Raw genomic sequence first — 24,876 nt, forward strand, 5'->3', positions numbered from 1 at the left:
CATGAAAGTGACTTATTTCATTGACCGTCCAGTGTTCTCGATGGTCATATCCATACTGATTGTCATCGTGGGATTCATAGGTCTGACCTTATTGCCCATTGACCAATATCCTCAAATTACGCCTCCGGTAGTCAAGATCAGCGCATCCTACCCGGGAGCCAGTGCGCTGACGGTATCGCAGGCCGTAGCCACCCCCATCGAACAGGAACTGAACGGAACACCGGGCATGCTGTATATGGAATCCAGTAGTTCCAATTCCGGAGGTTTTTCCGCCACGGTTACGTTCGACATCTCGGCCGACCCCGACTTGGCGGCTGTAGAAATACAGAACCGCGTGAAACTGGCAGAATCACGTCTGCCTGCCGAGGTGATACAAAACGGAATCTCCGTGGAGAAACAGGCTCCCAGCCAACTCATGACCTTATGCCTGACTTCCGACGACCCGAAATTCGATGAAATCTATCTGAGCAACTTTGCCACCATCAATGTGCTCGACGTATTGCGACGCATACCGGGTGTAGGCCGTGTGTCGAACATCGGAAGCCGCTATTACGCCATGCAGATATGGGTTCAACCGGACAAGTTGGCCAACTTCGGCCTGACGGTACAGGACGTGCAGAACGCCTTAAAAGACCAAAACCGCGAATCCGCAGCAGGCGTACTCGGACAGCAACCCATAGAAGGTTTGGACATCACCATCCCTATCTCTACCAAAGGGCGGCTCTCTACCGTCAGCCAATTCGAGGAAATCGTGCTCCGTGCCGATGCAGATGGCTCGCTCATCCGGCTGCGCGACGTGGCACGCATCTCGCTCGAAGCCCAGTCTTACAACACGGAAAGCGGTATCAACGGAGGGAATGCTGCCGTACTCGGCATTTACATGCTACCGGGAGCAAATGCCATGGAAGTGGCAGAGAACGTGAAAAAGGCCATGGACGAAATCAGCAAGAACTTTCCGGAAGGACTGGAATATGAGATTCCGTTCGACATGACGACTTACATTTCGGAATCCATCCACGAAGTGTACAAGACGCTCTTCGAAGCATTGGTATTGGTGATTTTCGTAGTTTTCCTTTCCCTGCAAAGTTGGCGTGCCACGCTGATACCCGTCGTGGCCGTACCGATTTCCCTTATCGGAACTTTCGGCTTCATGCTGATATTCGGATTCTCGCTTAACATGTTGACTTTGTTGGGACTGATTTTGGCCATCGGTATTGTGGTGGACGACGCTATCGTCGTGGTAGAGAACGTGGAACGCATCATGGAAGAAGAACATCTCGGCGCATACGAAGCCACAAAGAAAGCCATGACAGGATTGGCCGGTGCCCTGATAGCCACATCATTGGTATTGGCAGCCGTGTTCGTGCCAGTAAGCTTCCTGCCGGGCATCACGGGACAACTCTACCGCCAGTTCACCGTAACGATTGTGGTATCGGTACTGATTTCCACCGTAGTGGCCCTGACGCTAAGTCCGGTCATGTGCTCGCTCATCCTGAAACCGGCCGACCCGAACAAACCTAAAAACATCGTTTTCCGCAAAATCAACGAATGGTTGTCCGTCGGAAACCACAAATACATCCAAGGAATCCAAAAAGTCTTGATACATCCTAAACGAATCATTCTGAGTTTTTGCCTGGTCATCGGGCTGACTTTCGTCCTTCACCGTATGGTGCCGACCAGTTTCCTCCCGGTAGAAGACCAAGGATATTTCAAGGTGGAACTGGAGCTTCCGGAAGGAGCCACACTCGAACGTACACGGAACGTGACCGAACGTGCCATCCGTTACCTGATGGAGAACCCGGCTGTGGAATACGTACAAAACGTAACCGGAAGCAGCCCCCGCGTAGGTACGAGCCAAGCGCGTAGCGAACTGACCGTCATCCTGAAACCATGGGAGGAACGGGACAAGACCACGATTGATGAAGTCATGGCCGAGGTCAAAACGCATTTTAAGGAATACCCCGAATGCAAAGTCTACCTGTCCACCCCTCCGGTCATTCCCGGGTTGGGTTCATCGGGCGGCTTTGAGATGCAACTGGAGGCGCGTGGCGACGCCACATTCGAGAACCTCGTACAGGCCACCGACACCTTATTATATTATGCGGCGCAACGCAAGGAACTGTCGGGACTTTCATCTTCCCTCCAGGCCGAGATTCCGCAGCTTTATTTCGATGTGGACCGCGACAAGGTGAAACTGTCCGGCGTACCAATGGCCGACGTTTTCTCCACGATGAAAGCCTATACCGGGTCGGTCTACGTCAACGACTTCAACATGTTCAACCGTATCTACCGCGTGTACATACAGGCTGAAGCCGACTACCGTGAGCATCCCGAAAACATCAATTTGTTTTTCGTACGCGGAAGCAACAACGCCATGATACCACTGACCTCCTTAGGTACGACTTCCTATACGACGGGGCCGGGCAGCATCAAACGTTTCAACATGTTCAACAGTGCCATTATCCGAGGAGACGCCGCCGACGGTTACAGTTCAGGACAAGCCATGGAAGTCATCGAACAGGTAGCCCGCGAGCATCTGCCCGACAACATCGGCGTGGAATGGAGCGGACTGTCCTATCAGGAAAAACAAGCGGGCGGGCAGACCGGCCTCGTGCTGATGCTCGTGTTCATCTTCGTTTTCCTGTTCCTTGCAGCCTTGTATGAGAGTTGGATGGTACCCATCGCCGTACTGCTGTCCCTACCGGTAGCCGCCCTCGGTGCATACCTTGGCATCACGCTTTGTGGGTTGGAAAACGACATTTATTTCCAAATCGGACTGGTGATGTTGGTCGGACTGGCCGCAAAAAACGCCATCCTGATTGTCGAATTTGCCAAAGACGAAGTAGATCGTGGCGGAGACTTGGTAGCCTCGACCCTCCATGCGGCACGCCTGCGTTTCCGTCCCATCCTCATGACTTCACTGGCCTTCATTTTGGGCATGTTGCCCATGGTAGTGGCCAGCGGTCCCGGCTCGGCTAGCCGCCAAGCCATCGGCACGGGCGTATTCTTCGGTATGATAGTAGCCGTATCGGTCGGCATCCTGTTGGTACCGTTCTTCTTTGTGCTGATATACAAAGCCAAAGGCAAATTCAACCGCAAACGCCTTTCCGCTGCCGGACTCATCCTATTGGCAGCCGGCACAGGACTGTCGTCCTGCCAAATCGGCAAATCCTATACCCGTCCGGATATGCCCCTGCCTGCCCGGCTCGACACGCTTACGCAAGACACGGCATCCATAGGCGACCTCTCGTGGTGGGAACTTTACAACGACACCACTCTTCAACAACTGATCCACCGGGCACTCACGTACAATAAAGACCTGAAAATAGCATCGGCACGAATGAATGAGCTGGCGGCCCTGAAACGCATCGACTTTGCGAACATGTTTCCACAAGCCACCGCTCGCCTGAACGGCAATCGTGAAACGACAAACTACGGCGGTGACAATTTCGATGCCGACTCGGAACTCAGCCTTACCGCTTCCATTTCTTGGGAACTTGACTTGTGGGGCAACCTCCGTTGGGCACGAGACCGCAGCACGGCGGAATTTCTGGCTTCGGTGGAAAACTGCCGGGCCGTAAAAATGGGGTTGGTGGCACAGGTGGCACAGTCTTACTTCGAACTGATGGCGTTGGACAACGAACTGGCCATCGTGCGCCGTACGTTGGAAGCTCGGCGAGAAGGCGTACGGTTGGCAGAAATCCGTTTCAAGGGTGGGCTGACCTCCGAAATCGTATTCCAACAAGCTAAAGTGGAATTGGCCAAGACGGCCACCATGGTACCAGACCTGGAACGCAGGATTTCCCTGAAAGAAAGCGAAATCGCACTCTTGACTGGTGATTTCCCCTACGCCGTAAACCGCAACATCCTACCCGAAGAAATACAGTTGCCCGACGCTCTTCCCTTGGGGTTGCCCTCCACGCTTCTGGAACGACGCCCCGACATACGGAAAGCCGAACGGGAGCTGATGGCAGCCCATGCCGAAGTTGGATTGGCTTACACCAACATGTTCCCCCGCCTGGCACTGACCGCCACATTAGGTACGGAAAGCGAAACGCTTCGGGATTTCCTGAAATCGCCCTACTCCTACCTTGCAGGCAACTTACTGAGCCCCCTCTTTGCCATGGGCAAAAACCGTGCAGCCCTGAAAGCGAAACGAGCCGCTTACGAAGGTGCCGTGGCCGAATATGAGCAAACAGTGCTCACAGCCTTCAAGGAGACACATGACGCCATCATCAACTTCAACAAAATAAAAGACATCTACGAGTCGCGCCGCCAACTGGCCGAAGCTTCGCGCACGGCAGTGGAGTTGGCACAACTGCAATACATCAACGGGGTCATCGGTTACCTGGACCTTCTGGACGCCCAACGTAACTACTTCGACGCCCAAGTGTCGTTGAGCAACGCCGTGTGCAACAAACAGCTGATGATTATCAACCTCTATAAAGCCCTAGGCGGAGGTTGGAAGTAAAATCACCTTTACAGTCCCGTCCCCCGTTTCCCGATGCCTCTCATCGGAAAAACGGGGGACGGGGCTATCATCCTTCCCTTTTCCGGAAATCAGTTTTTGTGTTCTTCTTCCTCCTTCCGTTTCTTTTCTTGAATCAAACTCATGAAAGCCGAAGATATAAGACCAGTGGGAATGGCTATCATCGCAATGCCTACCATACAAATCACACCGCTCAGCAACCGTCCCAATGCCGTAACCGGATAGACATCCCCATAACCCACGGTGGTGAACGTCACCACAGCCCACCAAAAACCGTCGCCGATATTGGCAAAGGCTTCGGGTTGTGCCTCGTGTTCGATATAGTACATCAGGATGCCCGAAAACCCTAAGAGGATGCCACAAGCCGTACAAGCCGTTATCAATTCATCCTTCACCATCTGCAACACACGTCCGATAAGTTGGAACGAGCGGGAATAGCGTATCAACTTAAAAATCATTAAGATGTAGGCCAGTACCGCCAAATGTACAAAGATGGTCTCCCGATACAGGTAAATGATGAGAAAAGGGATGACAGCCACAAAATCTATCAAACCATAAAACGAAAACAAATACCTGAAACGGGAACGCCAAGCACGATACTGACGATATTGGACAGGAGCTGCTATGATGCGCAACACATATTCGACCGTAAAGACGAAGGAGGCCAAATAACAAAAGCTGTATAATTGCAGGCGATAAGGTGCAGAGGACTCGAAAGAACTGCAAATCACGGAGAAAATCGCCCCGACAATGAAAAACAAGACCGTATAGCGGAACCACCTTGTCGTTAAATATCGGTGTACGGCAAGATACAACTTTTCATGATGAATCACGAACCTCTTCCTGCCCCGAGCCGAAATCGTAGGATGCGCCCTGTGTTTTATTTCCATTTTATCACTAATTAAACATCCAAAGGTAACATTTTATTCTTGAACCTCCATCTCCTTATTAGTTTTTATAAAGAAGAATCGCGTTGATATATAATATATATTAAAATCATGTTTTTTATACCTATTTTCTTGTCTATCCTAAAACATTTCATTATAATTGTCAAATTCAGGAGATAAAGATGTAGTTGGCATTCAGCCCTACAAGAACAAGGGGGTGAGAAAAGGCTATTTTTGTTTATTAAAAAACGGACGCTTATGAAACAGAAAATTCTCAGCTTAATCATTATTCTAATGGCAGGAGCACAGCCCTTATTTCCTTTCGAGTGGGAAGAAGACACCTTGACCAAAGAGGTGGACTTTAGTGAGGAGGTAGACGATGTTGTACAAGATGGTGATGCTTGGTGCGTCTATGCCTCCATGGAAGCGGTAGACGGTACGGAGCAATGTACGCATTGTTTTAACTATATCCACAATTTCTTAGTTGGAAAAGACTACAACGTCTATGGTTCATCTTACATTCCTGATGACAAATACAAAGCTGCGATGGAGATGTTCAATAATAATTCTAACTCGACATGCACTTCCAAAGAAACTTTCTCAAAGTTCGGAGTGGCAGGAGGAGACAACCGCTTCTTTGAATCGGAAGGATATAACAATGTCAGCGGTACGACTTTTGCGAAACAACTGATGGATCCAAACGAATACATATCCTCTCCCGTTTTATTGCAAAAAGCAGACGGAGAATTTGGACATTGCGTCGTATTCGTACGCTCTCAATATTATAATAAAGATTGGTACGACCGCTCAAGTTCCATAACGATAATGGATCCATACAGGGGTTGTGAAGAAGAAATAAGTTATGGACAATTGATGGAATATGATGCAGTATATAGCAAATAAACAAAAGACTCTATCTTTATCTTTAACATTAAAATAATATAGTTATGAGAAATAAAATATTCTTTTTCGTTTCACTGATTGTTTCTGGTACATTACTTTCTTGTGTAAATACAAGTATCAACATGGAAGGGCCTTCAGCCACCGCCCCTAAGGCATTGCCAGTATATGCCCTTCAAGCAGCCGCCCTACTGCCGGGAGGAAGCCTGTACACCCCCATCACAGAAGGTGCTCGCGACACCATTTTAAGCAAAATCCAAAAATATGAAACACGACAAAAGGATAAAAGTGTCGCAGTTTCCACCAAATCACTACGGAATATCCGTTACTTTCCTGTAATAGAAGCATTCAAAGATAGTACAGACCACGTACAACATTATCGGGCATCGAAAGGTGTAGTCTGCCTGAATGAAACAAGCCACATTTACTATGGGGCAGAATATCAAGACCGAAGCAATTTTAAGAAAGAAGACAACCTCTACATGTACAACGGCATCAAGGAAGTACACGGACAGAAATTTGCCGACGAAACGGTAAGACGGTACAAGGCCATCAAGTGGACTGTTGGTAAATATTTTAAGGACGGAAAAATGTCCAATAAAATGGACTATGCCATCCAAGAGTCTGACGATGGCAGTTTCTTTATGCTAAAATCCACTACCCTATACGGTGGTAGTAACGACATCTGCTATTTCAAAGACGGCAAGCCGTATATTTGTAAAGAAGGTAAAGATGGCACCATCATCGGAAAAGAACTGCAATAAGGCACTTGGCCGACACTCCTTTCAAAGAGGGCACATTTGTGTCCTCCACAATTTAACGGGCGGTCCTGTCTTACACTACCTTTTTCACCTCCTTAACATAATACATTTAGAATGAACCATGACTGGATTTAATACAACCATGAGATATAATTTATTCTTTTTCGCACTATTGTTTGGAATCAGTATTTTATCTTCTTGTGTAAATACTGACATTACGGCTGAAGAACCTACAGCCATCGTCCCTAAAGTGTCCCCCGTACATGCCATTCAACCCAAAGCCCTGTTACCGGGTGGAAGCCTATTCACCGCGCTCACCGAAGGCGGCCGTGACACCATTTTGAGCAAAATCCGAAGAATCGAGAACCAACAAAAAAGAAAGAATCCAATCTTTACCGCCCAAATTAAACGAGATTTCCATTACTTCCCTATAGTGGAAGAATTCAGTGAGAACAGCAAAACCTATTACCGGCCATCCAAAGACGTTGTATGTGTGGATGAAACTATTCCTACTTACTATATAGCTTATTACCACGACCGGAGCAACTTTAAGAAAGAAGATAACCTTTTCATGTACAATGGCGTAAAAGAAGTGCTCGGGCAAGAATTTGCCGATGATATGGTAAGGCGGTACAAGGCGAACAAATGGACTATTTCATATTCATATACTGGTGGAGGGCTAAATGATGATATTGATTATGCCATCAAAGAGTCTGATGACGGTAGTTTCTTCCTCCTAAAACACATTTCACCACCATACGGCCGTAGCATCAATGCCTGCTATTTCAAAGACGGCAAGCCGTACATCTGCAAGAAAGATGACGACGGTTCCATCATCGGAAAAGAACTGCAATGAGATACTTGACCGACCGAACGGAATTTACCGAGTACACAAAGGTATTTACCGTAATTTAATTGTCCCAAACTCCGGCATATATAACCTTTTTTATGTAACTTTGCAAGTCCTAAAAAGAAATACATAAAAACGTTATATACAATGGAATTAGCAAGTAAATACAATCCGGCCGACGTAGAGGGCAAATGGTACCAATACTGGCTCGACCACAAGCTTTTCAGTTCTAAACCCGACGGACGAGAACCTTATACGGTAGTCATCCCGCCCCCCAATGTGACGGGGGTGCTCCACATGGGGCACGTGCTCAACGAAACCATTCAGGACATCCTCGTGCGCCGCGCCCGTATGGATGGTAAAAACGCTTGTTGGGTGCCGGGTACCGACCATGCTTCCATCGCCACCGAAGCCAAGGTGGTAAACCGTTTGGCGGAAAAGGGCATCAAGAAGACTGACCTCACCCGCGAAGAGTTCCTGAAATATGCTTGGGAATGGACGGACGAACACGGTGGCATTATCCTGAAACAGTTGCGTAAACTGGGAGCCAGTTGCGATTGGGATCGCACGGCCTTCACCATGGATGAGAAACGGAGCGAAAGCGTCATCAAGGTATTCTGCGACCTGTACGACAAAGGATTGATTTACCGTGGCGTGCGCATGGTGAACTGGGATCCGAAAGCCCTGACAGCCCTCTCGGACGAAGAGGTGATTTACAAGGAAGAACACAGCAAGCTGTACTATCTGAAATATATGGTAGCCAATGAAAACGGCCAACCGGACGGAAGCGGACGCTATGCCGTGGTAGCCACCACGCGCCCCGAAACCATCATGGGCGACACGGCGATGTGTATCAACCCGAACGACCCGAAGAACACGTGGCTGAAAGGACAAAAGGTGATTGTGCCTCTGGTAGGCCGCTGTATCCCCGTCATCGAAGACGACTATGTGGACATCGAGTTCGGAACGGGTTGCCTGAAGGTGACACCGGCACACGACGTGAACGACTATATGTTGGGCGAGAAATACAACCTGCCTTCCATCGACATCTTCAACGACAACGGCACGATTAGCGAGGCTGCCGGGATGTACGTGGGCATGGACCGTTTCGACGTGCGCAGGCAAATCTGCATCGACTTGGAAAAAGCAGGATTGTTGGAGAAAGTGGAAGACTATACCAACAAGGTGGGCTTCTCCGAACGCACCAACGTGCCCATCGAACCGAAGCTTTCCATGCAATGGTTCCTGAAGATGGAACACTTGGCGCAAATCGCTTTGGAGCCGGTGATGAAGGACGAAATCAAGTTCTATCCGGCCAAATACAAAAACACTTACCGTCACTGGATGGAGAACATCAAAGACTGGTGCATAAGCCGACAGTTGTGGTGGGGACACCGCATCCCGGCCTACTACCTGCCGCAAGGCGGATTCGTGGTGGCCGAGACCGCCGAAAAAGCACTCGAACGAGCCAAGGAGAAGACCGGTGACACCAACCTGACTGCATCCGACCTACGTCAGGACGAGGACGCACTGGACACTTGGTTCTCCAGTTGGTTATGGCCGATTTCGCTGTTCGACGGCATCAACCATCCGGGCAACGAAGAACTCAACTACTATTACCCCACGTCCGACCTCGTAACGGGTCCGGACATCATCTTCTTCTGGGTAGCGCGCATGATCATGGCAGGCTACGAATACGAAGGGAAGATGCCGTTCAAGAACGTGTACTTCACCGGCATCGTGCGCGACAAATTAGGACGCAAGATGAGTAAGTCGTTGGGTAACAGCCCCGACCCGCTCGATTTGATAGAACGATACGGTGCTGACGGCGTACGTATGGGAATGATGCTGTCCGCCCCGGCAGGTAACGACATCCTGTTCGACGACGCACTCTGCGAGCAAGGCCGCAACTTCAACAACAAGATATGGAACGCCTTCCGCCTCGTGAAAGGCTGGCAGACGGCCAACATCGCGCAACCGGAAACGGCAGCCATCGCCACACGTTGGTTCGATGCCATGCTGAGAACCACAGCAAGGGAAGTGGCAGACTTGTTCAAAAAGTACCGTCTGAGCGAGGCCCTCATGGCCGTGTACAAGCTGTTCTGGGACGAGTTCTCCAGTTGGTACCTCGAAATGGTCAAACCGGCTTACGGACAGCCCATCGACAACAAGACGTACGAACAGACCTTGTCGTTCTTCGACACGCTGTTGAAACTCCTGCACCCGTTCATGCCTTTCATCACCGAAGAACTTTGGCAACACATCTATGACCGCCTGCCGGGTGAGAGCATCATGATTTCACCGCTCCACACCGCTGCACCGACGGAAGACGATGCCACACTTATCTCCCATGTCGAAAACGTAAAAAGCATCGTGGCCGGCGTGCGTACCGTACGCAACCAAAAGAACATCGCCCCGAAAGAGGCATTGACATTGGAAGTCGTGGGCGGGAATCCGGAAGCAGACTTTGAAGGTGTCATCAAGAAAATGGGCAATCTGAGTGCCGTCAACACTGTGGTACAGAAAGGCGAAGGCACGGCTTCGTTCATGGTGGGCACGACGGAATATGCCGTACCGTTGGGCAACCTGATAGACGTGGAAGCGGAAATCGCCAAACAAGAAGCCGAACTGAAACACTTGGAAGGCTTCCTTGCAGGTGTCTTGAAAAAGCTTTCCAACGAACGTTTCGTAGCCAACGCCCCCACTGCCGTGGTGGAAATGGAACGCAAGAAACAAGCCGATGCCGAAAGCAAAATCGCGGCTTTGAAAGAAAGTTTGGCCAAGTTGAAGAAGTAAAGCCCTTCACCACTATTATTGGAAGCAACCGTTTGCACGCCCTACCAAGCATGCAAACGGTTCTTTTTATTTCCAACTCCCCCTATTCATCCATAAAATCAAACCAAGTGCTTTTTTAACAGAGTTTTCTTTGTCCGAACCCCGCTTTTCACTACCTTAGCCCACGACAATAACATATCGTTAACTCAAAAACACATTTTACTATGGAGCATCTCCTGTTTTGGATGATTCCCGTATCATCCTTGTTGGCATTGCTGCTGGCTTGGTACTTCTACCGCCAGATGATGAGAGAGAGTGAAGGCACACCGGCCATGCAGAAAATCGCCTCGCATGTGCGCCAAGGTGCCATGTCGTACCTGAAACAACAGTACAAAATCGTGGGACTGGTCTTTCTGGCACTCGTCGTGCTGTTTTCGGTCATGGCCTACGGCTTCAACCTGCAAAACTCATGGGTACCGATAGCCTTCCTCACCGGTGGTTTTTTCTCCGGACTTTCCGGCTTTTTGGGCATGAAAACGGCTACCTACGCATCGGCACGTACTGCCAACGCTGCCCGTAACTCCCTGAACAAAGGACTGCGCGTGGCTTTCCGAAGCGGCGCGGTCATGGGGTTGGTCGTTGTCGGCCTCGGCCTGTTCGACATCTCTTTCTGGTATCTCCTTTTGGATGCCTTTATCCCTGCCGACATCTACGCCCCGACAGCCAAACTCTGCATGATTACCACCACCATGCTGACCTTCGGCATGGGAGCCAGCACGCAGGCCCTGTTCGCCCGTGTGGGAGGCGGCATCTACACGAAAGCGGCTGACGTGGGTGCGGACTTGGTAGGCAAGGTGGAAGCCGGTATCCCGGAAGACGACCCGCGCAACCCGGCCACGATAGCCGACAACGTGGGCGACAACGTGGGCGACGTGGCCGGTATGGGGGCCGACCTGTACGAGTCTTATTGCGGTTCCATCCTGGCCACCTCCGCATTGGGTGCCGCTGCATTCATGGCAGGAGGCGACGTGGACATGCAGTTCAAGGCGGTCATTGCCCCGATGCTGATAGCCGCAGTGGGCATCCTGCTCTCCATTTTAGGCATATTTTCCGTGCGCACCAAGGAAGACGCAGGCATGAAAGACCTGCTCAACTCCCTGTCCGTAGGCACGAACCTGAGTTCCGCCCTGATTGTCGTGGCGACCTTCCTTATCCTTTGGGTGTTGCAGATAGACAACTGGCTGAACATTTCGTTTGCCGTGGTCATCGGGCTTTTGGTAGGTATCGTCATCGGACGCTCCACGGAATATTACACGTCACAGTCCTACCGCCCCACCCAACTGTTGGCTGAGAGCGGAAAAACGGGCCCGGCCACGGTCATCATATCCGGTATCGGGTTGGGCATGGTGTCCACCACCATCCCAGTGATAGCCGTCGTCATCGGCATCATCCTTTCCTATTGGCTAGCTGCAGGGTTCGACTTTGCCAACGTGAGCATGGGGCTTTACGGCATCGGTATCGCCGCCGTGGGCATGCTCTCCACCTTGGGCATCACCTTGGCCACGGACGCTTACGGCCCCATAGCCGACAACGCGGGCGGAAACGCTGAAATGAGCGGACTGGGCGAGGCCGTGCGCAAACGCACGGATGCTTTGGATTCGTTGGGTAACACCACGGCAGCTACCGGCAAAGGCTTTGCCATCGGCTCGGCAGCCCTGACGGGACTGGCATTGTTAGCATCCTATATCGAAGAAATCCGCATCGGTCTGACGCGCTTGGGCGAAACTGTACTGACCCTGCCGAACGGCGACACGTTGGCCATACATGATGCTTCGTTCACCGACTTCATGACCTACTATGACGTGACGCTGATGAACCCGAAAGTCCTCTCGGGCATGTTCATCGGCAGCATGATGGCTTTCCTTTTCTGCGGGTTGACCATGAACGCCGTAGGGCGTGCAGCAGCCCACATGGTAGAGGAAGTGCGGCGGCAGTTCCGTGAAATCAAGGGCATCCTGAGCGGAGAAGCCGAACCGGATTATGCCCGTTGCGTGCAGATTTCCACCAAAGGCGCACAACGAGAAATGGTCTTCCCTTCGCTACTGGCCATCGTAGCTCCCATCGTTACCGGACTGGTATTCGGCGTGCCGGGCGTCATCGGCCTTTTGGTCGGCGGCTTGTCGGCCGGTTTCGTGTTGGCTATCTTCATGGCCAACTCCGGTGGTGCCTGGGACAATGCCAAGAAATATATCGAAGAAGGTAATTTCGGCGGGAAGGGCGGCGAGGTACACCGTGCCACCGTGGTGGGCGACACCGTGGGCGACCCGTTCAAGGACACTTCCGGCCCAAGCCTGAACATCCTCATCAAGCTCATGTCGATGGTGGCCATCGTCATGGCCGGACTCACCGTCTCGTGGAGCCTGTTCTGACCTTAACTTTATACTATATAAAACCTTCCCCTCCGTCTTATCTTCACGATAAACGGAGGGGATTTCTGCACAATAAACACATAAAAACAAATATTCTTGAATCTAATTCACCCAATCGGATATTTCCCTGTATTTTTCACTATACTAAAAGTGTCACGCCCTCAATTTACAAATTAATCCCATTCTCCTCTATATCCCGACAAAAAGACATTGTTTTAATCCTTTACGCTTGTTTTAAATTGAGAAAACAGCATCAGATAAAGCCCCAAAAGAGAATAATCATACAAAGAAGCTGTGTATTTCCGCATAAATCCTGCATATATGCAAATCAATCTCAAGAGATTGAAAAATCGTTTGGCTGAAAGCGATTTTCCGATGTGCGCAGAACGAACGGAAAACATATACCACACGACTTAAAACCAAGCTCCAAACGCCCCCCAAACAAGATTTTAAGCATACGAAAAACACTATTTGAACTCATTTTGTTTCCAAAAAACAAAAAACAAACGGATAGGAATTGCGACATTTCGCTTACATCCTATCCGCATCTGTTCGTATGATTCGACATAAAGGCGAAACAAAAAACGGGAAAAACACCCGACGGCTTACACTCTGCCTTTTCCCCAACACGCGAGAATGCCCTCGCACGGAACAAAACGCCTTCTGTCCGAAAATACGCGATTCTCGTCCCATGAGATTTGACATTCTGACATTTTGATAAATCCTCGCACCCGGCAAAACCCAAACGGACTTGACTTTGCCCTCACCCAATCGCGATTTTGTCCGTTCAAGGGATACCTTATTCCTCCAAAAGCTTTTTCAGGAAATCATCCAAATCTTCGTCCAACCCCTTCAGCAATTCACCGTCCACAATCACCGTCTCATCGTCCACAAGGTACAAGTCGCAAAGCGTTTCCTTGTCCTCATCCACCAGGACGAAAGAATAAGGCTTCAATAAGGACAGGTTCTCCAACGTATCTTTCATATTTTGGATACACTGGCGCAACACGGGCGTAATCTCTTCATAGAAATCCTCATCTCCGTTATCCATCCACTGCTCTACTACGCAACGCGTCAGCTCTTCATCGTCATCGTTGAACGCCAACAACTCGCCGGAATCGGCTTTTACCTGAAGATGGATATCCGTCAAGGCCAAATCCTCCCGGCCTTGCGGGTATTTGGCTGCAATCTTCCTGAGTGCACGTTCAATCTGCTGGATGGTCTGTGAAGTGGCTTTCATAATCTGTCATTTTTGTCTATAGTTATATCAAAGGTACAAAAAAAACAGTATCGGAAAACATTCCAGTACCAAAATTTAAGGAAGAGAAGCGAAAAAAACATCATGATATCCGAAGAAAGTACCCATACAACAAACTTCCCCCGGACGCAGCCGGAAAACCCGACCCCGTCCGGGGGACAATACAACTTATCGTCAATCCCGCCGATTTACAACCCGCGTCCGTGACAGTTCTTAAATTTCTTTCCGCTACCGCAAGGACAAGGGTCGTTACGTCCCGGAAGCTTCTCAGCCACTACCGGTTGCTGCTTCTGCGGTTCACGCGTATCCTGACGGGCAGCTGCCTCCTGGTTGGGGTCGGTCAAGTCCTCGCGGGATTCCACGTATCTCTCCTGACGAGGAGCCGGTTCCGGTTCGGCCTCACGCACCTGTTCGGGCTGCTGCACCGGAATCTGCCCGCGCATCAGTACGCTGACGGTCTGGTTATTGATCTTGTCCACCATGGCATCGAAGAGCTTCACGCTTTCGAGTTTGAAAATCAACAAGGGGTCTTTCTGTTCGTAGCTGGCGTTCTGTACGGAATGTTTCAGCTCGTCCAGTTCGCGCAAGTTCTCTTTCCACGCCTCGTCGATGGTATGCAGCATGATGGCCTTCTCGAAAGCCTTCACGATGGAACGGCTTTCCGTTTCGTAAGCCTCTTTGAGTGGAGTGGAAATCTGATAAATACGACGTCCGTCCGTCACGGGCACCATGATGTTCTCATACATGTGCCCTTGTGCCTCATACACCTGTTTGATGACAGGCTGGGCCACAGCAGCCAACATATCCGTCTTTTGCTTGAAACGTTCCATGGCAGCCTGGAAGGCCTTTTCGCACAAATCTTCACGCTTCATGCTGTTCATCTCGTCCTCCGTAAACGGCACTTCCATGGCCATGACCTCGATAAAGCCTTCCTTGCAACCCTGATAGTCGTTATTCTCGATGATGTTCACGCAACGGTCCCAAATCATATTGGAGATGTCCATCCCGATACGCTCCCCCATCAGGGCGTGGCGACGCTTCTCATAAACCACCGTACGCTGTTTGTTCATCACGTCGTCGTATTCCAACAGACGCTTACGCACACCGAAGTGGTTCTCTTCCACCTTCTTCTGGGCACGCTCGATGGCATTGCTGATCATCTTGTGTTCAATCATCTCGCCATCTTCAAAGCCCAACTTGTCCATAACCCTGGAAATCCGTTCGCTGGCAAACAGACGCATCAGTTTGTCCTCCAAAGAGACGAAGAAGACGGATGAACCCGGGTCTCCCTGACGTCCGGCACGACCGCGCAACTGACGGTCTACACGGCGGCTCTCATGACGTTCCGTACCGATAATGGCCAAACCGCCGGCTTTCTTCACCTCGTCGCTCAGCTTGATGTCGGTACCACGACCGGCCATGTTGGTGGCAATGGTCACCGTGCTGCTTTGTCCGGCCTGCGCCACGATATCCGCCTCCTGTTGGTGCAACTTGGCGTTCAACACGTTGTGAGGAATCTTACGCATCTGCAACATCTTGCTCAACATCTCGGAAATCTCCACCGAAGTCGTACCGACCAAAACGGGACGTCCGGCCTTTACCAGTTCTTCTATTTCCGTGATGACGGCCTTATACTTTTCACGCTGTGTCTTATACACACGGTCGTTCATGTCCTTACGTGCAATCGGACGGTTGGTCGGAATCTCCACCACATCGAGTTTATAGATGTCCCAGAACTCTCCGGCCTCGGTCACGGCCGTACCGGTCATACCCGCCAACTTATGATACATGCGGAAATAGTTCTGCAAGGTAATCGTGGCAAAAGTCTGGGTGGCAGCCTGCACCTTGACATGTTCCTTGGCTTCCACAGCCTGATGCAAGCCGTCGCTCCAACGGCGCCCGTCCATGATACGTCCCGTCTGCTCGTCCACAATCTTCACCTCGCCGTCGATGATGACATATTCATCGTCGCGGTTGAACATGGTGTAAGCTTTCAGCAACTGCTGCAAGGTATGCATACGCTCGCTCTTCACGGCATAATCGGAATAGAGCTGGTCTTTCTTCATCACGCGCTCTTCGTCGGAAAGCGACTTGTCTGCCTCCAAAGCCGACATGGCCGACGTGATGTCTGGCATGACGAACAAATCCGGATCGGAAGTAGCCTTAGACAACCAGGCAAAGCCCTTGTCCGTCAAATCCACGCTGTTCAACTTCTCATCCACAACGAAATACAACGGTTCCACAGCCTCGGGCATGCGCTTGTTGTTGTTTTCCATATAGATTTCCTCGGTCTTCAACATACCGGACTTGATTCCCTGCTCGGACAAATACTTGATCAAAGGTTTGTTCTTGGGTAACGCCTTATGGCTACGGTACAGTTGCAGGAATCCCTGCTCCACCTTTTCCTTGTCTCCCGAAGCTATCATCTGCTTGGCCTCGGCCAGATATTGCGTAGCCAACTGGCGCTGTACGCCCACCAACTTCTCTACCAAAGGCTGGTATTGTTCGAACAACTGGTCATCGCCTTTAGGCACAGGCCCGGATATAATCAACGGCGTACGGGCATCGTCGATCAATACGGAGTCGACCTCGTCCACGATGGCGTAATTGTGTGCACGTTGCACCAAATCCTTGGGATTCGTTGCCATATTGTCGCGCAAGTAGTCGAAACCGAACTCGTTGTTCGTTCCGAACGTGATGTCGGCCAGATAGGCACGACGGCGGGCGTCGCTGTTGGGCTGATGCTTGTCGATACAGTCCACACTCAAACCGTGGAACATGTAGAGCGGCCCCATCCACTCGGAGTCACGCTTGGCCAGATAGTCATTGACCGTCACCACATGCACGCCGTTTCCGGTCAGGGCATTCAGGAACACAGGCAGGGTTGCCACCAATGTTTTACCCTCTCCGGTCGCCATCTCGGCAATCTTGCCTTGGTGCAGCACGACACCACCGAAAAGCTGCACGTCGTAGTGTATCATATTCCACACCGTATCGTTTCCTCCGGCCGTCCAATGATTGTGGTAATGCGCCGTGTCGCCCTCAATGTCCACGAAATCGAACTTTGCCGCCAACTCGCGGTCAAAATCGTTGGCCGTCACGTCCACGATTTCCTGAGTGGCAAAACGCTCGGCCGTGGACTTCACGATGGAGAACACCACCGGCATGACTTCGTTCAAAGCCTGTTCGTAGCGTTCCAACACGTCTTTCTCCAACTTGTCAATCTGCGAAAAAAGAGAAGAACGGTCTTCAATCGGCATTTCTTCCACCTTTGCCTTCAACTCTGCAATTTTAGCCTTGAGGTCGTCGGCCGAAGACTGCACGTACTTTTTCACTTCCTGCGTCTTGGCACGCAGGGCATCATTACTGAGTGCCTGAATTTCAGGGTAAGCTTTTTTCACGGTCTCTACCAACGGCTGAATCAACTTCATGTCCCGGGTAGACTTATTCCCGAAAAGCTTGCTCAAAAACTTGTTTATATCCATATATTTTGTTTTGTTTTTTATTCACGCGATGCGCTTTGCGCTTCTTTGCGCAAAGTTAATCAAAAAAAGTAAAAGAATAGAAAATTATTTAAATATCTTCATCAGCGGACGGCCGATAAAGGGGCTGCGGAACATGCGTTGGGAGCGCGGATACGCATGAAACGGGCCACAGTGGGGGCGATACAATCCACCGTCACCGGCGTCTTTACCGTTTCAGGCCGTACGTTACACCCAAAAAAGAAAATGGGAAAACCTACGTATGAAGCCCTTTCCAAGGTCTGTTCATGCGTCTCTTCGTTGACAACCTTCCAACCTGGAGATACTTCAATGAAAATATCTCCCGAACGCATCTGGTTGAAGCTGTTCCTCAAACGGCGTATTTCGGTCTCTCCCGCAGACAAAGCCAACCGTTGGGAAGTGTACACGTCTTTTACACCGGCCATCTGTATCAAGAAAGCCTGCGCACGTGTCAGCACGTCGCTCAAATTCAGTTGTTTGTCTTCTATAAGTTTCTGGTTTAAGAACAGTTGCGAGCCGAACTCCGTCTCGACATACTGCCCTTGGCCATATACTGCCATCAGGTACATGTTCAACAACGCAGAAGCACGCGTCACGCTGAACGTACCGGTGGGTATACGGTATTTCGAGAAATCGGTGATTTCGTCATCGGTATATCCCGTAGAAGTAACGACCAATAAAAAACGCCCGGCTCCTACTTTCTTTTCCAACATCGTAATCAACTCTGCCAATTCAAGGTCAAGGCGCACATACGTGTCCTGCAACTCTACCGGAACCTCGGCTACCGGCTTATGATCAAACGTCCCTGCATAATACGTCAGAGACAGGAAATCCGTCACAAGGTCTTCGCCCAACTCGGTATGATCCAAACAATGTTTGGCGAAACGGTTGACTTCGTCATTGACATAGGCACTGGTCTTGAACTCATAAATCTTACGGTCCCCTGCAAACTTATGTGTGAACCCCTTGCTCTCTTGAGGCGAAATAAAGAAATTGAAATTCTCTACAATCGGACTGATTGGGGTCCAGGACAAATCGGAAATACGACCGGACAAACGGTCGGAAACATCATAACGTAAGGCCCAATCCGGATACTGGCCATAATAAGACGTACTGCTCCACTGCCCGGAAGCATTGTCTATCCAAAAAGCACCGTCGGCGGCATGCCCGGCTGCTAAGATTGCAGCATCGGCATCCGGGGCAATGCTGTACACCAAAGCCCGCCCTCCGGTAGCCATCTTCAGTTCATCGGTGACGGTCGATACATTCAACGCCACCGGAGAGTACTTCTCGGAAGTCAGCCATCCCTCGCACGCTGTGTCGTCCACACAATACATCGGACGCAAAGTCTTACGATCCATCCAACGTCCGCCCACGATTCCATTATCGTAAGGCACCGTGCCCGTCATGATACATGCCACTGCCGAGGCACGGTCTATGTGGGAAAAAGGATAGGCTGCATCCATATAGCTACGCCCGTCGCGCATCACCTTATTGAAACCTCCGGCTCCGAAAAGCGAAGAAAAGGCTTCCATATAGTCCGTACGCAACTGGTCTATCGTCACGTTGACCACCAACCGAGGGACAGGATGCGACGTCTGGGCTTCCATATTGGCCCAGGTCAGTACCATAATCAACGGAGTCAGAAAACGATAGCTTCTATAATGCATGGCTTGCTTATTTTTCTTTTTTTCGATAGCTTATCCAATAACTACACGAACGTAGCAACAAAGCTAAGGCCAAAGGTACAATTACCACACAGAAATCTTGTGGTATCAGGGCAGAAAAAAACATAAATAATATTAAAACCGACGCGTTTAATGGATGGTAGTAAGTTTTTCTCCTTTTAACTGCACACCAAACCACCCACGGCATGGCCACCAACGGAATGGGATTGAAGACCCAAATCTGCCAATTCGAGCCTACTGTGGGATGAACGGAGAAGAAAAAGAGAAACGTGACCACCAATCCGATTCCTCCGACCAATGACATCAAAAAAATGTCTATCCCCCAAAAACATGCATGACGCCACCGTTCCACTACGGTCAACCCCGCCACGCAAAAGAAAAGTATCCATGCTGACAGTGCCGGAGACCAAGGGAATTCTTTCTGTATTTCCACATCACGCCCTTCAACCACTTCCGATTGAGACAACACCAACGGCCGCGTACTGCCGTCAGATTCCTGAATCACCGCGTCATTGGCGTAACGCAACAAATAAAAAGGAGCGAACATCTCGTCACGTACAGAAATAGGACGGTCGGCCTCCGCCCCCAAACAAATGTCATTACCCAATTCCGCCCAAGGATGCTGAGCCGTATACTGATGAATAATCTCGCGACATGTACGGACAGTGTCCTGTTCCGGATAAATAATCTTTCCTTCCACAGCCTCCTCTATACGGTCGCGCGCCCGCGTCGTACAATTATCATAAAGAAAGTTGTAGCGGTATTCCCTGTTTTCCGGACGCATATTCTCTACCAACAACGTCCAAAGCCGTTCCTTCTCCGACGCACTCAGATTCAGCACTTGCTGATAGACGGTCGACCCGCGCTCTTCATATTCCTCGGCAAAGTAAGCAAAAGGCAAGGCTCCAATCTGATAATCACACTCGCCTCGCGTAAAGCGCCATATAAAATTCGGACGGTTAAAGCTGAACACCCCGTAATTAAAAACCCAATCCTCCGCCGTGGTATATGATTTCACACGAATGGCCGTATGGCCATACAAAGAATAAACCTCGGTTCCGGGAGAACAAGTCAAAAGGCTAACCTCAACAGAGTCGGCCCGAAAGGCATGAGCCACTCCTCCTATATATAATAGGGTGTATAAAAACAAAAATCTCAAATATCTCATTCCATGCCATATTTAGCTTTGCAAAGTTAGTGCATTTTCCCTTTTGCCCCATGCCATTCACAGAAAAAAGCGAGACGAGCATCTTTTTGACAAAGAATTAATCTGCCATGTTATTTTTTGATTAACTTTGCAACCGCAAAGCATGAACACGTGAACTTAATCATAGACATAGGAAATACGTTGGCCAAACTGGTAGCCTTTGACGGTGACACTCCGGTGGAAGAAATCAAGACCTCAAATGAAACACTGGAACGCCTGCCGGAGTTCGTGAATAAATATGCGTTTAAACAAGGTATCGTAGGAAGTGTGTTCGGCATCACCGCAGAAGCCGAACGACAACTGAAAAGGCTCGACTTCCCTTTGTTGTATTTAAATGCACAGACTCCCGTCCCGATTACAAACGATTACCGGACTCCGGATACGTTGGGGGCGGACCGGTTGGCTGCGGCCGTCGGTGCCTACATGCAATATCCTGGACATGACATCCTTATTGTCGATGCCGGGACATGCCTGACCTACGAATTCATCGACAAAAACGGACATTACAAGGGGGGGTGCATTTCCCCAGGACTTCAAATGCGCCTAAAAAGCCTCCGCGCTTTCACGGCCAAACTTCCGTTGATAGACAGCGAGGGGCCGCTCTTGGACATCGGATATGACACGGAAACGTCTATCCGCTCCGGAGTCATTCAGGGTATGAAGTTTGAAATTGAAGGGCGCATCAAATATTTCCAAGAAAAATACCCGTCCCTTTTGGTTTTTTTAACTGGCGGCGATATTTTTAACTTTGATAGCAAAATAAAAAATCTCATCTTTGCAGACAAATATATAGTGCCCAGAGGGCTAAACCGAATATTAGCATTTAATAATGAGCAGTCATAAACTTATACTATGCGTGTTGCTGACCATGGCAACACTATATGCTCCCGCACAAACCAATGGTTCAAACTCCCCGTATTCCCGCTTCGGACTCGGCAGCTTGAAAGACCAGTCGCAAGGTTTCAACAAGGCTATGAGCGGAGTGGCACTGGGCTTTCGCGACGGGAACCGCATCAACATGCAAAATCCGGCATCTTACTCTGCCATAGACTCTTTATCATTCATATTCGACGTAGGCCTCACGCTGCAAAACGTAAATTTCAAAAGTGGAGGTAATAGTATCAATGCGCACAACACAACGTTGGACTATATCAACGCCGGCTTCCGTTTGTGCCCGGGACTGGGATTTTCATTCGGTTTTATTCCTTTTTCCAGTATTGGATACAACTTCTCGGAAAGCAAATATCTGGGCGACCATTTCAACAGCGGTTCGACCATGACTTATACCAACAGCTATACCGGCGACGGAGGGCTGCATGAGGTGTACGTGGGTTTGGGGTGGAATCCGTTTGCAGATTTGTCTATCGGAGCCAATTTCGGATACGTTTGGGGAAACTATGCCCAAAACATCACACAGACATTTTATGAAAATGGAACAGCCACTAGCGCAAGCAACGGATTACGTCGACAAATAGATGCCGACCTCTCATCTTATAAAATAGATATCGGTATACAATATCCTATACAACTTGGTAAAAACGACGTTTTGACTCCCGGTATTACATACGGTATCGGACATGCGATCAACTCTCCCGCCCATTATTACAGTTATGTGGCCAATGGAGACACCACGAAATCAGTCATAGAAAAGGCTTTTGAACTACCCACATCTTTCGGAGTCGGATTGGCGTGGGCACACAAAGAACAATGGAAAATAGGTTTGGACGTAACTCATCAAAGGTGGGGAGAATGCCGCGTGCCTCAAATCATAAACGACAAGTTTGTCAGCACTACGGAAAACTATATGAACCGTACCAAAATTGTTATCGGAGGTGAGTTCCAACCGGACCGTTACAGCAATAAATATTTAAGACGAGTACAGTACCGCGCAGGAGCATCCTTTTCCACACCTTATTATAAGGTAAACGGACATGACGGCCCACGGGAATTCGGCGTAACGGCGGGATTCGCCCTCCCCGTATCCAACAATATCAATAACCGTTCCGTGGTCAATATCGCATTTCAATGGGGCAGATCCGTTCCCGGCGTATCATCTTTGATTACAGAAAACTACCTGCGGCTCAACGTCGGTATTACGTTCAACGAAAGATGGTTCATGAAATGGAAGATTCAATAATGAGGAAAAGTAAGATAAAGTCTACGGCGGGATTGTCCCGTTCGACCCACATAACAGTCTCCGTTTGGGCGACTGTTATGCTTATTTTAGTACTCTCGTGTTCTACGGAAAAGTCAAACCACGCTCCGGCCATAAACGAAAACGACTCCTTACCTTTCATGCAATCATGGGGCATCTCGACCCTTATTTCGGACTCCGGAGTCATCCGCTATAAAATCACGGCAGAAGAATGGAATATCTACAATACGACCAATCCGCCGCGATGGACTTTCGTAAAAGGCATACTTTTGGAAAAGTTCGACTCCACGTTCCACATCGATTGGTTTGTGCAATCGGATACGGCATATTGCCACAACCAACAACTATGGGAGTTGCGCGGACGTGTGGTTATACGAAACCAAGAGGGTACTGTCTTTACCAGCGAAGAACTTTTTTGGGATATGGACCGTCACGAAATGTATTCCAACATGTTCATGACCATCCGGAAACCGGATGAATTCCTACAAGGTTATAATTTCCGTTCCAACGAGCAAATGACACGCTACTCTGTCAGCAATGCCAATGCCGAAACGCCTTTCAGCGATAGTGGCAGTTCGTCCTCCAATGACTCGGTCATGCGTGCCGCTCCCACCAAACCCAATCAGCCATGACACTGACCATTATAGAAATCATCATCATACTGTTGCTCTCCGCTTTTTTCTCGGGGATGGAAATTGCATTTGTCTCTTCCAACAAACTTCGAGTCGAACTGGACCGCAGCGATGCCAGTCTGACGTCCAAAATTCTGACCATATTCTATACACGCCCAAATGATTTCATCTCAACCCTTTTGGTCGGAAACAACATTGCGTTGGTCATCTATGGTATTTTAATGGCAGGAGTGATTAACGAATTCGTCCTTTCCCCGATCCACTTAAACCAAAATGAAGGGCTGAATGTGGCTCTGCAAACCATCATTTCAACCCTAATCGTGTTAGTAACTGGAGAGTTCCTTCCGAAAACGCTATTCAAGATAAACCCGAACCGTATGCTGAAGATATTCGCCGTTCCGGCGTTTATCATCTACATTCTACTTTATCCCGTATCCAAATTCACCAGTGCGTTATCTCGCGGCATATTGCGCCTGATGGGACTTAAAGTAAACAAAAAAGCGTCGGAACAGGCTTTTACCAAAATAGACTTGGACAACCTGATACAGTCTAGCATCGAATCGGTTCAAAATGAAAACGAAATTACGGATGAAATCAAGATATTCCAAAATGCCCTGTACTTCTCGGAAGTCAAGGTTCGGGACTGTATGGTGCCGCGAACAGAAATAGAAGCGGTGGAAATCAGTTCATCCATAGAAAACCTTAAAAACAGGTTTATTGAAAGCGGAAATTCCAAAATCATCGTTTACAAAGAAGACATTGATCATATCGTAGGCTTTATCCATTCATCCGAAATGTTCCGGAATCCGGCTGACTGGACTTTACGAATTAAAGAAACTCCTGTGGTCCCGGAAACGATGTCTGCCCAGAAGTTATTAAAGAAGTTCATGCAGCAGAAAAAATCTCTGGCTATCGTAGTAGACGAATTCGGCGGAACTTCGGGAATCGTAACGATGGAAGATTTAGTAGAAGAAATCTTCGGCGATATTGAAGACGAACACGACAATACAAACTACATTGCCCAAAAGGTTGATGAGAATGAATACGTCCTGTCCGGACGACTGGAAATAGAAAAAGCCAATGAATTGTTGGGATTGGATTTGCCGGAATCCGAAGAATATGTCACCGTCAGCGGATTAATTCTGCATCAATACCAAAGCTTTCCGAAACTGAACGAAATCATCAGATTCGGCCATTTCGAGTTCAAAATCATCAAGAATACAACGACAAAAATAGAACTTGTACGTCTGAAAATCATCGAATAACTAAAATTTAGCCTGACAGACATGAATATGTGCGAAGATTTTTGTATCTTCGTGCGCTTAAATCGTTTAAAGAAAAT

At 49.3% G+C, this 24,876-nt stretch carries 15 protein-coding genes; 10 read left to right on the plus strand and 5 right to left on the minus strand.

Going from position 1 to position 24,876, the window contains the following annotated elements; genetic code table 11:
* Nucleotide 1 precedes the first annotated feature (1 nt).
* A complete protein-coding gene (locus AC5RDV_RS03810) occupies nt 2-4,471 on the plus strand; it encodes a multidrug efflux RND transporter permease subunit (RefSeq protein ID WP_337409549.1) in 4,470 nt (1,489 codons plus the stop codon).
* 89 nt (nt 4,472-4,560) lie between these two features.
* On the opposite strand, the gene AC5RDV_RS03815 is transcribed toward AC5RDV_RS03810, so the two are convergent.
* Nucleotides 4,561-5,379 carry an ion transporter gene (locus tag AC5RDV_RS03815; RefSeq protein ID WP_282748026.1) on the minus strand — a complete coding sequence of 273 codons (819 nt, stop codon included), beginning with the start codon at nt 5,377-5,379 and terminating at the stop codon, nt 4,561-4,563.
* 255 nt (nt 5,380-5,634) lie between these two features.
* On the opposite strand from AC5RDV_RS03815, the gene AC5RDV_RS03820 reads away from it, so the two are divergent.
* The 5 genes from AC5RDV_RS03820 to AC5RDV_RS03840 all read left to right on the plus strand — a co-directional run bounded on the left by AC5RDV_RS03820 (nt 5,635) and on the right by AC5RDV_RS03840 (nt 13,091).
* A complete protein-coding gene (locus AC5RDV_RS03820; RefSeq protein ID WP_282748027.1) occupies nt 5,635-6,279 on the plus strand; it encodes a hypothetical protein in 645 nt (214 codons plus the stop codon).
* Nucleotides 6,280-6,323: 44 nt separating this feature from the next.
* The gene (locus AC5RDV_RS03825) at nt 6,324-7,040 is read left to right on the plus strand and encodes a hypothetical protein (protein ID WP_282748028.1); all 717 of its coding nucleotides are present in this window, start codon (nt 6,324-6,326) and stop codon (nt 7,038-7,040) included.
* A 139-nt stretch (nt 7,041-7,179) separates the two neighbouring features.
* Nucleotides 7,180-7,893, plus strand: coding sequence for a hypothetical protein (locus AC5RDV_RS03830; protein WP_282748029.1), 714 nt, complete (start codon nt 7,180-7,182; stop codon nt 7,891-7,893).
* A 141-nt stretch (nt 7,894-8,034) separates the two neighbouring features.
* Nucleotides 8,035-10,683 (plus strand): valine--tRNA ligase, encoded by a 2,649-nt coding sequence (locus AC5RDV_RS03835; RefSeq protein ID WP_282748030.1) that lies wholly within the window; start codon nt 8,035-8,037, stop codon nt 10,681-10,683.
* A gap of 203 nt (nt 10,684-10,886) precedes the next feature.
* Complete coding sequence (locus AC5RDV_RS03840; protein ID WP_130894208.1) at nt 10,887-13,091, plus strand: sodium-translocating pyrophosphatase; 2,205 nt, start codon at nt 10,887-10,889, stop codon at nt 13,089-13,091.
* 799 nt (nt 13,092-13,890) lie between these two features.
* On the opposite strand, the gene AC5RDV_RS03845 is transcribed toward AC5RDV_RS03840, so the two are convergent.
* The 4 genes from AC5RDV_RS03845 to AC5RDV_RS03860 all read right to left on the minus strand — a co-directional run bounded on the left by AC5RDV_RS03845 (nt 13,891) and on the right by AC5RDV_RS03860 (nt 20,708).
* Complete coding sequence (locus AC5RDV_RS03845) at nt 13,891-14,331, minus strand: hypothetical protein (RefSeq protein WP_008627013.1); 441 nt, start codon at nt 14,329-14,331, stop codon at nt 13,891-13,893.
* A 206-nt stretch (nt 14,332-14,537) separates the two neighbouring features.
* Nucleotides 14,538-17,834, minus strand: coding sequence for a preprotein translocase subunit SecA (secA, locus tag AC5RDV_RS03850; RefSeq protein WP_008627007.1), 3,297 nt, complete (start codon nt 17,832-17,834; stop codon nt 14,538-14,540).
* Between the two features lie 101 nt (nt 17,835-17,935).
* Nucleotides 17,936-19,483, minus strand: coding sequence for an alkaline phosphatase family protein (locus AC5RDV_RS03855; protein ID WP_008627004.1), 1,548 nt, complete (start codon nt 19,481-19,483; stop codon nt 17,936-17,938).
* Nucleotides 19,484-19,529: 46 nt separating this feature from the next.
* Entirely contained in the window at nt 19,530-20,708 is a 1,179-nt protein-coding gene (locus AC5RDV_RS03860) for an Lnb N-terminal periplasmic domain-containing protein (protein ID WP_172604729.1), read from the minus strand.
* A gap of 150 nt (nt 20,709-20,858) precedes the next feature.
* On the opposite strand from AC5RDV_RS03860, the gene AC5RDV_RS03865 reads away from it, so the two are divergent.
* Genes AC5RDV_RS03865 through AC5RDV_RS03880 form a run of 4 tightly spaced genes read left to right on the plus strand, consistent with a single transcriptional unit; the run spans nt 20,859 to nt 24,799 of the window.
* Nucleotides 20,859-21,590 carry a type III pantothenate kinase gene (locus AC5RDV_RS03865; protein ID WP_021980636.1) on the plus strand — a complete coding sequence of 244 codons (732 nt, stop codon included), beginning with the start codon at nt 20,859-20,861 and terminating at the stop codon, nt 21,588-21,590.
* 25 nt (nt 21,591-21,615) lie between these two features.
* Nucleotides 21,616-22,884 (plus strand): BamG family beta-barrel-assembly machinery protein, encoded by a 1,269-nt coding sequence (bamG, locus tag AC5RDV_RS03870; protein WP_232038487.1) that lies wholly within the window; start codon nt 21,616-21,618, stop codon nt 22,882-22,884.
* On the plus strand, nt 22,884-23,534 hold the full coding sequence (lptC, locus tag AC5RDV_RS03875; protein WP_282748041.1) for an LPS export ABC transporter periplasmic protein LptC: 651 nt from the start codon (nt 22,884-22,886) through the stop codon (nt 23,532-23,534). The genes bamG and lptC overlap by 1 nt, the downstream gene beginning before the upstream one ends.
* On the plus strand, nt 23,531-24,799 hold the full coding sequence (locus AC5RDV_RS03880) for a hemolysin family protein (protein ID WP_008626995.1): 1,269 nt from the start codon (nt 23,531-23,533) through the stop codon (nt 24,797-24,799). The genes lptC and AC5RDV_RS03880 overlap by 4 nt, the downstream gene beginning before the upstream one ends.
* The last annotated feature ends 77 nt before the right edge of the window (nt 24,800-24,876 follow it).

This window comes from Paraprevotella sp., from assembly GCF_986071375.1.

Coding starts and splice junctions, on each gene's coding strand:
- AC5RDV_RS03820 (WP_282748027.1), top strand. CDS start 5,635: ATGAAACAGAAAATTCTCAGCTTAATCATTATTCTAATGGCAGGAGCA.
- AC5RDV_RS03825 (WP_282748028.1), top strand. CDS start 6,324: ATGAGAAATAAAATATTCTTTTTCGTTTCACTGATTGTTTCTGGTACA.
- bamG (WP_232038487.1), top strand. CDS start 21,616: ATGGCAACACTATATGCTCCCGCACAAACCAATGGTTCAAACTCCCCG.
- AC5RDV_RS03845 (WP_008627013.1), bottom strand. CDS start 14,331: ATGAAAGCCACTTCACAGACCATCCAGCAGATTGAACGTGCACTCAGG.
- secA (WP_008627007.1), bottom strand. CDS start 17,834: ATGGATATAAACAAGTTTTTGAGCAAGCTTTTCGGGAATAAGTCTACC.
- AC5RDV_RS03840 (WP_130894208.1), top strand. CDS start 10,887: ATGGAGCATCTCCTGTTTTGGATGATTCCCGTATCATCCTTGTTGGCA.
- AC5RDV_RS03835 (WP_282748030.1), top strand. CDS start 8,035: ATGGAATTAGCAAGTAAATACAATCCGGCCGACGTAGAGGGCAAATGG.
- AC5RDV_RS03860 (WP_172604729.1), bottom strand. CDS start 20,708: ATGAGATATTTGAGATTTTTGTTTTTATACACCCTATTATATATAGGA.
- lptC (WP_282748041.1), top strand. CDS start 22,884: ATGAGGAAAAGTAAGATAAAGTCTACGGCGGGATTGTCCCGTTCGACC.
- AC5RDV_RS03810 (WP_337409549.1), top strand. CDS start 2: ATGAAAGTGACTTATTTCATTGACCGTCCAGTGTTCTCGATGGTCATA.
- AC5RDV_RS03855 (WP_008627004.1), bottom strand. CDS start 19,483: ATGGTACTGACCTGGGCCAATATGGAAGCCCAGACGTCGCATCCTGTC.
- AC5RDV_RS03830 (WP_282748029.1), top strand. CDS start 7,180: ATGAGATATAATTTATTCTTTTTCGCACTATTGTTTGGAATCAGTATT.
- AC5RDV_RS03880 (WP_008626995.1), top strand. CDS start 23,531: ATGACACTGACCATTATAGAAATCATCATCATACTGTTGCTCTCCGCT.
- AC5RDV_RS03815 (WP_282748026.1), bottom strand. CDS start 5,379: ATGGAAATAAAACACAGGGCGCATCCTACGATTTCGGCTCGGGGCAGG.